Below are 13,101 nucleotides of genomic sequence, written 5' to 3'. Positions count from 1 at the left end.
AAAGAAAAGTCCTATCTTCCTTATTCTGAGTGAGAAAAATTTAAAACTCCCTTAATATTGACAGCTTACTCTTCAATTTCCCGATCTCCTCTTCTGCTTTTTGAATTTTAAGGTCAAACTGATCTTTCAACTTGTCTGCAGTTTTGGAGGCAGCGAAGAATTCCAAGTTGTTTTTCCAAAGTGTGATATTATTCTCCAACTCAGAAATTTGCTTTCGAATACCATGCTCTTTTTTATTCAGCGTCTTCACTGAATTAGGATCTGACTGAAGCCTGTTCAAGTTCAACCGGAACAAGAACTCTTCTCTCCCTGCACCTTCCGGACTCAATTTCTCCAAGTATAGATCTACAGCGGTTTTGAATTGTGCTTGTATCTCTTTCATGGCCTTTCTTGGCACAAAGCCTAGATCATTGAAATCGCCTACTAATTTGGTTAAAGCTTCTTCGGAAACTTCACCACTTGCAGCAGCATCCGTAATCTGCATACAAATAGCCTGCTTGCTTTCCAGGTTTTCTTCAAACTCAGCATTGGATTGTTTATTGGAATCTCTCCTATTATCAAAGAAGGTATCACAAGCCAGCTTAAAACGCTTGTAAAGACTGTCCCTACTTTTCTCTGGAGTTGGCCCAAGTTTTTTCCAATCTTGCTGTAACTTGACTAACGCATTGGCTGTATTTTGCCAATCTGTATTATCTTTTAGTTCTTCTGCTTTGGTAATTAATTCCTCTGCTTTTGCTTGATTAGTAGCTCGAATCTCATCTAACTCTTTGAAGAATAAATTCTTATTATGAAAAAATTGCTTGAAAGAAGCCCAAAATGCCTTATTAATTTCCTTACCGGATTCTCTAGGTACTGGTCCTATTTTCTCCCAGAGTTTCTGGATTTCCAAGATCTCTTTAGTCTTGATATTCCAATCTCGGATTCTATCTGCTTTGAATTCAGCGAAGGGCTTTAATGCGGCTATTAAAACTTCTTTTTGATCTTGATTAACTTTGAAAACTTCCTTTTGGCCTTCATAAAAATCTTTTCTTCGATCATAAACTGCATCGGATGCACCTTTAAATTTTTGCCATAACGCTTCCTGTTCATCTCTAGGCACAGGACCAATGTGCTTAAATTCCTCATGAAGTTCATTCAAAGCTTTGATAGCATCCTTCAGGTCTTTGACATCTTTCAATGCCTCAGCTTTCCCTACCAGCTCTAATTTGCTCTCTAGGTTTTTCTTACGATCAAGTTCTTTAAGCTCAAAATAGATACTTCGATTGTCATAGAAGCGATCCATTAGTGCATTGTAGCTTGCCCAAAGACTTCTGTTTTGGGAGGGCGGAACCTGGCCTATACTTTTCCACTCTTCTTGTACAGCTTTGATCGTAGCCATACTCAAGGTGGTTTCTTCTCCATCGACTAGCTCTCGAAGTTTATTTAGCAATTCCGTCTTAGCTGCCAAATTCGTTTCCTTTTTATTCTCGGCCTCTTTGCGAAGCGCTCCCAGTTGATGACGGTATTCGTAGTAGTAGGTATTGAATTCTTTCTCTTCATCGCTTGGACGGAAGTCAAAATCATCTTCTACTCCACCTTCTGCTTTGAATTTCTCTAGAGCTTCGTCTTTTTCCTTATGTATAAATTCATCAAATGCCGCCTTGATTTCATGGACTAGCTTATCGATTCTGTATATATTTTCTTGTTTAACCTTGCTCTTTAGCAAAGCTACTAGCTCGATTTTGGAAAGTGTAGTGACATCATTCTCCTCTTCCGCATGTTCTTCATCTTCCTCTTCATCCTCTGATTTATCGTCTTCAGAATCTGAGTCTGCAGCTGGCTCGGCAGCTACATGAGTTTCCTCTGCTGTGTCCGGGGAACTTACTTCTTCAACAATATTTTCTGTGGGAGCGATTGAGTCCTCATTTGTAGTGGACTCAACGATTTCGGATGACTTGATTTTTACTCCGGTATTTTCCTCGGCTGAAGCTTCTGCTGCTGGTTGCTCGATGGTTTCTGAAGGCTCAACTTTCTCCTCGGATATAGGATCCTCCACAAGAGATTCAACTTCAGCCGCATCTTCTGCTGCTGGTTGCTCGATGCTTTCAGAAGGCTCAGCTTTCTCCTCGGATACAGGTTCCTCTCCTAGAGATTCTACTTCAGACTCAGACTCGCTAGTCTGATCAGCTACAATATCTTCGTTGGCTTCAGAATTAGGTTCTTTTTCGATACCCTTTTCCTCCTTAGAATTGGAGGCTTGGGTCACCTTGTCCTTGTCGGACAAATCATTACTTTTATCAGTCATAAAAACAGTACTATTAGGCGGCAATATGGGCAAAAGTAGGGATTTTGCCTAATTTAATCTTGGATCAAGAGGATAATTTGCTATTACTTTGAACTCCCCTCCCATATTTTTGAGCAAGTTTTTCCAGAGTTCTTCTGGTGTGAAATCAAAGGTTTTCTCTCCTAGATTTTCTCTACAAATAATCCAGGTTTCCTCTGACAATTCATCCTCCAACTGCGTGGATCCCCAGCCACTATAGCCTAAGAAAAAACGGACTGAATCCGGGTCAACTACTCCTAGCTTTAATTTTTCGACTAAGGATTCATAGTCACCTCCCCACCAAAAATTATCTCCGAGAGGAATGCTCCCTTCCAACACCTTTTCCCCGACGTAAACAAAATGTAAGGTATTTTGCTCAACAGGACCACCTACGAATACATCTTTGTCCAAAAAATCTAACGCTTCCACAAGTTCCCCCAGTTTAAGGATGGAAGGTTTGTTGATAATTAGGCCAAAACTACCCTCTTCTGAATGCTCACAAAGTAGAACCACAGAGCGAACAAAATTTTCGTCTTGTAAAAATGGCTCGGAAATTAGAAGATCACCGGCTTTAGGATTATGCTGTTCATCTTTACTCATTCTTCTCTAAAATCTAAATTCTTGAAAAATATAGATTATAATTTTTTAAATACAATGCAGATAGTAATTTTATCGACAAGATTTTCTTGAGAAACAATCTCCTATGGACATATCAGCAATACGTAAAGACTATTCTATTAAATCACTGGATATCAGTGATGTAAACCTAGATCCGATTACTCAATTTAGGTCATGGTTTGAAGAGGCTGTGTGTGCGGAAGTTTTGGAAGTCAATGCCATGACTGTCTCTACTTTAGGCTTGGATGGTACTCCCAATGCAAGAATATTGCTTTTAAAAGGGGTAGATACTGGTTTTGTTTTTTTTACTAACTATAAAAGCGAAAAAGGAAAGGAACTTGAAAAGCATAATACTGCCTCCTTGACTTTTTTCTGGCCCGAACTGGAGAGACAAGTCCGTGTACGTGGACTAGTAGAGAAAGTAACGGAGGAAGATTCTGATACCTATTTTTTCTCTAGACCTTTAGGTTCACAAATTGGCGCATGGGTATCATCTCAAAGCCAAGCAATAGATTCACGAGCAGATCTTAATAAACGACAGTTAGACTTGGAGCAACAGTTTGCTGGCAAAGAGATGTCTCGACCTCCTCATTGGGGAGGTTATCGATTGATGCCATCGACTATTGAATTCTGGCAGGGAAGACCAAGCCGGCTTCATGACCGGATAAAATACCAACATCAGGATGGTAAATGGACTATTGCTAGGCTGGCACCTTGATTACTTCAGCTCAAAAAGATTATCAGTCCCTAGCTTCCGCTCTACGGTGAATCCTTCACCGTATTTGGCTAGGATTTTATGCCCAAATTCCCTTGCTCTAGCTTCAATGAAAGGAAGGAAATCAGGATCTGAGATAAAACTCACAGGTTCTTCGCTGCTAGGATTATAGAACTGGGATTGGAATGCTAGAATACTATCGAGTTTTGTCTGCCAAAAAGGAGTGATATCCATCACAAAATCAGGTTCTATGTAATTGTTTTGGATATAATGATAGACAAACTTGGGTCTCCAAGCCTCCTGCTGTACAGCCTCAAGATGGGTTTCTATCTTCCGTAGCCCGCTCATAAAACATGCCGTACTTGCTAGCTCAGCTCCTTTGCCATGATCTGGGTGCCTATCTGATACCGCATTTGCTAAAACAATCTCTGGCCTGTATTTTCTGATCATTTCGATCAGTTTCAACTGATGCTGTTCATCATTTTGAAAATACACATCCTTGAAGCCTAAGTTTTCTCTAACGGATAGTTTAAGAATTTTGCTGGAAGTATGTGCTTCTTGAAGACGTAATTCAGAAGTGCCGCGTGTCCCCATTTCTCCCTCGGTGAAATCGACTATACCTACTTTGTGACCTTTGGCTACATGGGAAGCTATTGTACCTGAGCAACCTAATTCTGCATCATCTGGATGCGCTGCGAAAACTAAAATATCTAGCTTTGTCATTTTCTGATATTGCTAACGAACTCGGAGGTTCTGACCTATTCTCAAAATTGTACGGGTAGATATACTATTTAATCTAGTCAACGAACTGATCGAAACCCCATATTTTCGAGCAATTGAACCGAGGTTTTCACCTTTTCGTACTTTGTGATAAGCGTTTGTTCTGGCTTGAACAATATTGCCAAAAAGAGAAGGCGTAATTAAATAGTTTTGGTTAAGTATTTTGTAATCAGTAAAATTATAAACTTGCTCTGCATCAAAAGCCAAACCTCGATACCGAAGCTCGTAGTGTAAATGTGATCCTGTACTTCTACCAGTGCTACCCCCTTTCGCAATCACATCTCCGGCTTTCACTTCCTGACCCACATCTACCAGCTGTTTTGATAAATGTCCATAGAGTGTTTCTAACCCATTTTTATGACGGATTACAATATAATAGCCATAGCCGTATCTATCGTAAGATTTCACACGGACTATTCCATCAAAACCACTATATACAGGATCACCTGTATTCAAATCTAAGTCTGTTCCATAATGCCATCTTCGCCATCTATACCCATAAGGTGAAGTCACAGGAGTAGTCTCTAAAGGCATTTTCCAATTGTACCCAAAAAATTCGTCGTATAGCCGAATGTTCACTGTGTCAGTAAAAGTCTTGGGATCAAAGTTATAGATGTCAATTTTATTGGAATCCCAGGAAGAGTAATACTCAAATGCGGTCACCCAAATACTGTCAATTTGAATTTGCTCAGATACTTTGATGAGCTGATTAGTAGGTGCCCACACCATTATACTCTGATCTTCACTGATGATAGACCTCACCCTACCTAGGTTGACATTATTTTCAAAAATAATAGAGTCAGTGACAGAAGATAGCATCCTAAGGTATGATTCCTGATCGAATGTCCTCAATTCAATATTTCTTCTCTCTTGGCTTACTCCAGACGATTGTGTCGTGTTATTTTTCTTAATAATCTTTGGAAAAATCTGAGCATTGGCATTTATAGCGCCAATGCTCAGATTTAGACAAAAGACTACAAATAGGATCGAATACCTCATTTATTGGGTTTAATCATTCTCGAACTCAGCCAAATATCGCTCTGCATCCAGGGCTGCCATACAGCCAGTACCTGCTGCAGTGACTGCTTGTCTGTAGATATTATCTTGTGCATCTCCGCAAGCAAAAACACCTTCTATGTTGGTTTTTGTACTGCCCGGGATAGTTTTGATATATCCGGCCTCATCCATATGAATAAAATCTCTAAATATGTCGGTGTTTGGTTGATGACCAATAGCAACAAAGAAGCCAGAAATAGCGATTTCTGATTTCTCCCCTGTTTTATTGTTAAAGATTCTTATGCCATTTACTTCCTCATCACCTAGGATCTCATCGGTTTCTGTATTCCATAGAATTTCGATCTTAGGGTGGTTCATTACGCGTTTTTGCATAATCTGAGACGCTCGCATTTCATCCTTACGGATTAGCATATATACTTTACTACAAATATTAGCAAGGTAGGAAGCCTCTTCACATGCAGTATCTCCTGCGCCTACTACCGCGACTTCTTGGCCTCTAAAAAAGAAACCATCGCAAACCGCACAAGCAGATACACCTTTCCCGTTCAGACGGGTTTCACTTTCCATTCCCAGCCATTTGGCAGATGCGCCTGTAGAAATCAAAACGGTATCAGCATGAATGGTAACTTGTTCATCGATGATCACTGTATGAGGCTTTGTAGAAAAATCCACACTCGTAGCCAAACCATATCTAACTTGTGTACCGAAGCGTTCCGCTTGTTTTCTAAAGTCTTCCATCATCTCGGGTCCTACCACTCCATTAGGATATCCGGGGTAATTTTCCACATCATTTGTGATGGTCAGCTGACCACCTGGCTGTCCACCTGTATATAATATTGGGGCAAGTCCTGCTCTAGAAGCATATATGGCGGCAGTGTATCCTGCCGGTCCTGATCCAATGATCAAAACTTTTACTTTTTCAATTTCTGGATTCATTAATAGGAAAGTATTAAATCGCGCAAATTTTATGAATTCTCAAGTAGTAACAAAGTTGCGTATTGTTAAAATTCCCTAAGCTTTTGACTTAAGGAAATCATTCTGTCTGCAAGAAAGCATTAAAGCGCATGTAATGAAATAAAAAAAGGGGGCTAAAAACCCCCTTTTATTCTTTTGATTGCTTATCCGAGGTACGGTTTCAGCGTCTTACTACGGGAAGTATGCCTCAGACGGCGAATAGCCTTCTCTTTGATTTGTCTTACTCGCTCCCTAGTTAGGTTGAATTTCTCTCCAATTTCTTCCAAAGTCATCGCATGCTCACCATTCAAACCAAAATAAAGCGTAATTACATCAGCTTCTCTTTGGGTCAATGTAGAAAGTGCGCGTTGAACTTCCTTACGAAGGGAATCATTCATCAAGCCATCATCAGGCTTTTCGTCTCCATCATTTTCCAATACATCCAACAGGCTATTTTCTTCACCTTGTACGAATGGCGCATCCATAGATACGTGACGCCCAGAAATTTTCATTGTATCCACTACTTCATTAGCAGTCACTTCAAGCACTTCCGCTAATTCCTCTGGAGATGGCTCACGCTCAAATTTCTGCTCTAGTTCGCTGAACGTCTTGCTGATCTTATTCAGTGAACCTACTCTGTTCAATGGAAGGCGGACAATTCTAGACTGCTCAGCCAATGCCTGCAGGATAGATTGTCTAATCCACCATACGGCATAGGAGATGAATTTAAATCCACGCGTTTCGTCAAATCGCTGCGCAGCTTTGATTAGTCCAAGGTTTCCCTCATTGATCAAATCTCCCAAAGAAAGTCCTTGGTTTTGGTACTGCTTGGCAACTGATACTACAAATCGAAGATTGGCCTTAGTTAATTTTTCAAGTGCCAATTGGTCACCTTCTCTAATTCTCTTGGCCAGAACTACCTCTTCATCTGCTGTCAACAGGTCAACTTTTCCAATCTCTTGAAGGTATTTATCCAAGGACTGACTTTCTCTGTTGGTAATCTGTTTGCTAATTTTTAGCTGCCTCATTCAGGAATATGATTTGTGAATTTTAATATATTAAGAGTATCAAATTAATCAATTGTTTCGATTAACCTTATGCATTTGGTGCAGGTTATTAAGGTTTTGGCAATAAAGCCTTTCTTGAAAGCTTGAATTTGCCCGTTTTTTTATCGACATCGATCAATTTAACCTGTATTTCTTCTCCTGGCTCAAGTACACCGTCCATGGTTTCTACACGCTCGTGTTTAATCTCGGAGATATGAAGTAAACCATCCTTACCTGGCATAAATTCCACAAAGGCACCAAAAGGTTGAATGTTTTTCACTTTTCCAGTGTAAGTCTCTCCTATTTCAGGCTGAGCTACGATGGCTTTGATACGAGAAAGGGCAGCATTAAGTTTATCTTGATTAGCAGAGAAAATATTGATTTTACCCTGATTGTCAATCTCTTCGATCACGATAGTAGCTCCAGTATCCTTCTGTATTTCCTGAATTACTTTACCGCCTGGCCCGATCACTGCACCGATCAATTCTTTTGGAATCATCATGATGAATGATCGTGGAGTATGAGGCTTCAATTCTGATTTAGGTGCAGCAAGTGTTTTGGTGATTTCATCCAAAATATGAAGTCTTCCTACCTTGGCCTGTAGCAAAGCTTCTTTCAAAACAGAGTAATCCAATCCTTCCACTTTCAAATCCATCTGACAAGCAGTGATTCCTTTAGCAGTACCAGTTACTTTGAAATCCATATCACCCAGGTGATCTTCGTCTCCCAAAATGTCAGATAGAATAGAATATTTACCAGTTTTCGCATCTGAGATCATACCCATTGCTATACCCGTAACGGCAGATTTGATAGGAATACCTGCATCCATCAATGCCAATGAACCAGCGCAAACGGTAGCCATGGATGATGACCCATTTGATTCCAAAATATCAGAAACGATACGGATGGTGTATGGATTCTCATCGGCAGGAGGAAGTACTTTCTTTAAAGCTCTCATAGCAAGGTTACCATGTCCTACTTCTCTTCTTCCAGGTCCCCTGTTTATTTTTACCTCGCCGGTAGAGAATCCCGGGAAATTATAATGAAGATAGAACTTATTGTAACCTGAAATGGTCGCTCCATCTACCATCATTTCGTCCATCTTGGTACCTAAGGTACAGGTCGTCAATGATTGAGTTTCTCCTCTGGTAAATACAGCAGAACCGTGAGCAGATGGTAAGTAATCAACCACGGACCAGATCGGTCTCACTTCGTCAAGTTTTCTACCATCCAATCTTTTCTTCTCGTCCAAAGTCAGGTTCCTAGCAGCTTCCTTATGGATTTTGCTGAAATATGGGCCGATTAGACTTGCTTCGAATCCATGCTCCTCGCCTAGGTTAGCTACGAATTCTTCTTTGATTTCTTTGATTAATGCCGAACGCTCAGATTTATTAGCGATTAGCTTACTTACTGAGGCATAAAGTTTGTCATAAACATCAGCTCTCATTTTTTCGAAAAGTGCCGGATCAGACTTTTCATGATTGTATTCTCTCTTTACTTCTTTGCCAACAATCTTGGTCAGCTCGATTTGAGCTTGGCAATGTCTCTTGATTTCCTCATGAGCATATTGCATAGCTTCCAGCATCTCTTCTTCTTGAATCTCATTAGCTTCGCCTTCTACCATTAAGATAAATTCTAGCGAACCGGCAACGATAAATTCCAAAGAAGCTTTTTCCAACTCAGTTGGAGTTGGGTTGATTTTCAATTTGCCATCGATTTTCGCTACGCGAACTTCTGAGATTGGCCCATTGAAAGGGATATCAGAAACAGCCAAAGCCGCAGAAGCAGCAAGACCAGCCAATGCATCTGGAAGGACATCCTCGTCCCCACTGATTAATGTGATAGCAATCTGAGTATCTGCATGATAATCATCAGGGAAAATTGGGCGGATAGCTCTATCTACGATTCGGCTAATCAAAATCTCGTAATCGGAAAGCCTTCCTTCTCTCTTCAAAAACCCCCCAGGAATCTTGCCTGAAGAAGCAAATTTTTCTTGGTAGTCCACAGACATAGGTAAAAAATCCACTCCTTCTCCAGCTTCTTTCTTGGACATTACTGTCGCCAAAAGCATAGCTTTTCCCATCTTCACTACAACTGATCCATCAGCCTGCTTAGCCAATGCACCGGTTTCTATTGTAATTTCTCTGCCATCTTCTAGAGTGATGGTCTTGGTAATTAAGTTCGGTAACATAAATGATTGTTAGTTTGCGTCGTTAGTGATAAAAGTATTAGTATAACCTAAAAAATAAAAAAGTAAGGTTCTCTAGCGTGAGAACCTTACTAGTTTGGTTATTTTCTGATTCCTAGCTCGGCGATGATTGATCTATATCGCTCGATTTCTTTCTTGTGAAGGTAATCCAATAGGCTTCTTCTCTTACCTACAAGCTTCAACAAACCAAGTCTTGAGGAGTGATCCTTCTTATTTGACTTCAAATGCTCTGTCAAATGCTTGATTCTGTGCGTAAAGAGGGCAATCTGAGACTCAGGAGATCCTGTGTCAGTAGCAGATTTTAACCGTCCATGATTCTTAAATAACTCTTCTTTAATCTCTGAGGATAAATACATGTTTAGCTAAATTTTGTAAAACAACCACAAAGGTAGGATTTAATTTAAGAAAATGAAAGCTTAATGCGCTTTTGAAACAAGAACTTTAAAGCCCTTCTGTACGGTTTTCCAAAAACTTATATAAAAGTCTGGTTCGAACAATCTAGCGTCCTTTCTAGCCTGCCGCACGAAAAATAGTCCAAATGGTAGTAAGCAAAGATTTGAAAACCATGTTCCAAATAAAGGGTCCGCAATACCTTCCTTTGCCCACTTCTCGCCTGTGATGGTAAGCATATAATAGACAATAAAGAAAATAATAGAAACCAGCACAGGCATTCCTAACCCACCCTTTTTGATGATGGCACCAAGTGGTGCGCCAATCAAAAACATTGCAAAACACGCAAATGCTTGGGTATATTTTTGATACCAAGCTATTTGATATCTCCTGTATTCTCGCTCATAATTGTCGATTTGCATTTTCTTTACCCCGAAGGTGTTTTTGAGGTTCCTAGAATTATTTAATGCCATCGTAACTGAATTCGTAGCATAGCCCCTACTAGTGACTAAAGAATCAATCTGTTCACGTTCCTTATCTGTCAAAGGGGCAGTTCGAGGTACTTTGACCGCCATTTTTGGAAGGTTTATATGATTTGTGCCCAAAGTAGCTGATGTGTTTGCAGCTTTCTTTTTGTTCTTTGGTGAAAGAAATAGCGAATCAATCTCTGGGATTCTATTGGAAACATTAACTGCCGTACCGGTAGCAATAAGCGAATCATTAGAGGTAAACTTTTTTGATTCTGGTTTATCGATCAATACCGATGCAGTATCTCTTTGAGCAAGTTTTTTTAGCTGTTCAAGTGAATCAACTAGTGCCTTTTCCCTTTTCATTTTTAGTGTTCTCATAGAATCATCTAAAAATTTTCGTTCAGCTATATCTGCCGCAGGTTTAAACTTTCTATCTCTGGTGAAAAAAGAATATACACTTTCCGCTTCTCGATAATTTTGAAAACGCTGTTCATTGACCAAAGAACCTATCGAGTCTAGGCCTAGCTTAATTTGGGAAATGTTCTTGATAGACCGATTGGTAGACCATGCATCTTCCGCGGTCCTATTGAGTTTGAAGGTATTATTCAGGTCAAACACAATCTCATTCATATCAAATGAGGTTCGCTTAAATTCTGGGGGCTTAGTATTGATTCCTCTACTGGGTCTGTCTTCATGGTAATTGATACCGTGATACAAGGTGAGCTTCATGTAATTTTCACTGAAAAAGGGCTCCATACTACCCGAATCAGCAAGCGTGACATCCAAGTTGGCAGATTCACCCCCAGCATGGCTATAAATCAAAATATCCTTGAGCCCATACTCTCCTACTTTGTCATTGACTTTGATGCTATACCCAGGAATACCATCGTAAAAGACACCTGCTTTGATATCAAGTGCAGGTGATTTCATCCGAATGTCATAGAGCAGGCTGAATGTCTTAAGGTTTACTTTTGGAACCAGATAATTATTAGAAAGGTAGGCTGCAAAAGATAATACGATGACAAATACACCAATTGGTCGTAGTGCACGAAGCAAAGAGATGCCACTGCTTTTGATAGCGGTGAGCTCAAAATGCTCCCCTAGATTTCCAAAGGTCATCAAACTGGAAAGTAATACAGCTAGAGGCAATGCCATTGGTGAAATACTGATCACGAAATACCCGATCAGCTCCATGTAGATCCAAAAACTCAGACCTTTCCCAAAAATCTCATCGAAGTATTTCAGCATGTTGACGGTCAACAGGATGAAATCCACGACAATAAAAGTCAATAAAAATGGGCCTAAAAAAGACCCAAGTATAAGTTTATCTAGTTTCTTCATTATTCAAACCGCTCACAAGGCCAATACGTTGCCGCGGAGCCGAAGTTCAAAATTGGTAAAATCAATTGAGATTACCCACCAATAATATCTTTCAATCTTCCAATCATGCCTTCCCAGATTGCAATTAGCTCTTCGTCATCATAGACATCTGAATAATCAATGACTTTTAAAAACAGTGTTTGGGTAAGATCGTTTTCTTCCAATTTGAATTCTATAAATGCATGATCCGACTCATCTGGATTTTTAGGGTCATAAAATTCAAATTTCACATGGGAATTGCTGCGTTGAGAAGCTAAACGGGCATAATGATCTTCATTGTCAAAATTGAAAATATAATTCTTGTCTTCGTTTATTTTCACTTCATCAGCAAACCACTCTTCTAATCCACTTGCAGTACTCAAATAGTGGAATACTATCTTTTTAGAGGCATTGATTTGATAATCAGCCACAAACTTGTTTTTAACCATGATAATCACTTTTAAACTATATAAAAAATCACTTTTTTAAAGAACGTCAACTTGCATTTCACAGTACAAGACCTCATATTTGCATTCCCATTCGAAAGGGAGGTTTTCGGGGTTGATAATAAACGATTGTCAACTAGTACATTTGACTTATGATGGTGCTTTAATATAGGCATTAATTTCAAAAATCAATACCCAAAAAATGTTTCTGATAGTTCAGAAACTTCTTGAAGCAATCCAACCAAGATTAAAAATAAATGGCGAGGTATCCCGATGGCTATCGGGAGCAGGATTCATATCCGCCGCGGCGGACGGGAGTTCAAATCTCCCAATTGAGATATTGAAATAAATTATAAATGGCGAGGTATCCCGATGGCTATCGGGAGCAGGATTCATATCCGCCGCGGCGGACGGGAGTTCAAATCTCCCAATTGAGATATTGAAATAAATTATAAATGGCGAGGTAGCTCAGTTGGTTAGAGCGCAGGATTCATATCCGCTGCGGCGGACGGGAGTTCAAATCTCCCAATTGAGATATTGAAATAAATTATAAATGGCGAGGTAGCTCAGTTGGTTAGAGCGCAGGATTCATATCCGCCGCGGCGGACGGGAGTTCAAATCTCCCAATTGAGATATTGAAATAAATTATAAATGGCGAGGTAGCTCAGTTGGTTAGAGCGCAGGATTCATAACCCTGAGGTCGGGAGTTCAAATCTCCCTCTCGCTACAAAGGCTTTCAGAAATGGTGGCCTTTTTATTTTTATCTATGGATGAATTCGTTGTATATGTTCTTTT

At 39.9% G+C, this 13,101-nt stretch carries 12 protein-coding genes and 3 tRNA genes; 5 read left to right on the top strand and 10 right to left on the bottom strand.

All coding sequences use genetic code 11. From position 1 onward, the window contains the following. Positions 1-40: 40 nt before the first annotated feature. Together U3A58_RS06250 and U3A58_RS06245 are read right to left on the bottom strand one after the other, a co-directional pair. Positions 41-2,284 (bottom strand): DUF349 domain-containing protein, encoded by a 2,244-nt coding sequence (locus U3A58_RS06250; protein ID WP_323822541.1) that lies wholly within the window; start codon positions 2,282-2,284, stop codon positions 41-43. A 48-nt stretch (positions 2,285-2,332) separates the two neighbouring features. After that, a complete protein-coding gene (locus U3A58_RS06245; protein ID WP_323822540.1) occupies positions 2,333-2,902 on the bottom strand; it encodes a YqgE/AlgH family protein in 570 nt (189 codons plus the stop codon). Between the two features lie 103 nt (positions 2,903-3,005). Here U3A58_RS06245 and pdxH point away from each other — a divergent pair, with 103 nt between their 5' ends. After that, positions 3,006-3,638 carry a pyridoxamine 5'-phosphate oxidase gene (gene pdxH, locus U3A58_RS06240; RefSeq protein ID WP_323822539.1) on the top strand — a complete coding sequence of 211 codons (633 nt, stop codon included), beginning with the start codon at positions 3,006-3,008 and terminating at the stop codon, positions 3,636-3,638. On the opposite strand, the gene bshB1 is transcribed toward pdxH, so the two are convergent. The 8 genes from bshB1 to U3A58_RS06200 form a co-directional block, all read right to left on the bottom strand. Beyond that, a complete protein-coding gene (bshB1, locus tag U3A58_RS06235) occupies positions 3,639-4,358 on the bottom strand; it encodes a bacillithiol biosynthesis deacetylase BshB1 (protein ID WP_323822538.1) in 720 nt (239 codons plus the stop codon). Positions 4,359-4,370: 12 nt separating this feature from the next. Next, positions 4,371-5,414: a M23 family metallopeptidase gene (locus tag U3A58_RS06230; RefSeq protein ID WP_323822537.1), complete on the bottom strand. Its 1,044-nt coding sequence runs from the start codon at positions 5,412-5,414 to the stop codon at positions 4,371-4,373. Positions 5,415-5,423: 9 nt separating this feature from the next. Beyond that, entirely contained in the window at positions 5,424-6,368 is a 945-nt protein-coding gene (gene trxB, locus U3A58_RS06225; protein ID WP_323822536.1) for a thioredoxin-disulfide reductase, read from the bottom strand. Between the two features lie 182 nt (positions 6,369-6,550). Beyond that, positions 6,551-7,414: a sigma-70 family RNA polymerase sigma factor gene (locus U3A58_RS06220; RefSeq protein WP_057936313.1), complete on the bottom strand. Its 864-nt coding sequence runs from the start codon at positions 7,412-7,414 to the stop codon at positions 6,551-6,553. Between the two features lie 88 nt (positions 7,415-7,502). Next, positions 7,503-9,623, bottom strand: coding sequence for a polyribonucleotide nucleotidyltransferase (gene pnp, locus U3A58_RS06215; protein WP_323822535.1), 2,121 nt, complete (start codon positions 9,621-9,623; stop codon positions 7,503-7,505). A 98-nt stretch (positions 9,624-9,721) separates the two neighbouring features. Beyond that, positions 9,722-9,997: a 30S ribosomal protein S15 gene (gene rpsO, locus U3A58_RS06210; protein WP_057936311.1), complete on the bottom strand. Its 276-nt coding sequence runs from the start codon at positions 9,995-9,997 to the stop codon at positions 9,722-9,724. A 60-nt stretch (positions 9,998-10,057) separates the two neighbouring features. Beyond that, the gene (locus U3A58_RS06205) at positions 10,058-11,842 is read right to left on the bottom strand and encodes an LptF/LptG family permease (protein ID WP_323822534.1); all 1,785 of its coding nucleotides are present in this window, start codon (positions 11,840-11,842) and stop codon (positions 10,058-10,060) included. A 71-nt stretch (positions 11,843-11,913) separates the two neighbouring features. Next, positions 11,914-12,309 carry an START-like domain-containing protein gene (locus U3A58_RS06200; protein ID WP_323822533.1) on the bottom strand — a complete coding sequence of 132 codons (396 nt, stop codon included), beginning with the start codon at positions 12,307-12,309 and terminating at the stop codon, positions 11,914-11,916. 199 nt (positions 12,310-12,508) lie between these two features. Here U3A58_RS06200 and U3A58_RS06195 point away from each other — a divergent pair, with 199 nt between their 5' ends. From U3A58_RS06195 to U3A58_RS06180, 4 genes are all read left to right on the top strand, one after another. Next, positions 12,509-12,655 (top strand): hypothetical protein, encoded by a 147-nt coding sequence (locus U3A58_RS06195; protein WP_323822532.1) that lies wholly within the window; start codon positions 12,509-12,511, stop codon positions 12,653-12,655. A 116-nt stretch (positions 12,656-12,771) separates the two neighbouring features. Further along, positions 12,772-12,834 (top strand) — tRNA-Met (locus U3A58_RS06190). 35 nt (positions 12,835-12,869) lie between these two features. Beyond that, a tRNA-Met gene (locus U3A58_RS06185) sits at positions 12,870-12,932 on the top strand. Positions 12,933-12,959: 27 nt separating this feature from the next. Next, positions 12,960-13,033: transfer RNA gene (locus tag U3A58_RS06180), tRNA-Met, on the top strand. Positions 13,034-13,101: the final 68 nt, after the last annotated feature.

Origin of the sequence: Algoriphagus persicinus, assembly GCF_035156415.1 — a bacterium.
In the GTDB taxonomy this organism is placed as follows: Bacteria; Bacteroidota; Bacteroidia; order Cytophagales; family Cyclobacteriaceae; genus Algoriphagus; species Algoriphagus persicinus.
This window is presented reverse-complemented; position numbering and strand designations above follow the sequence as displayed.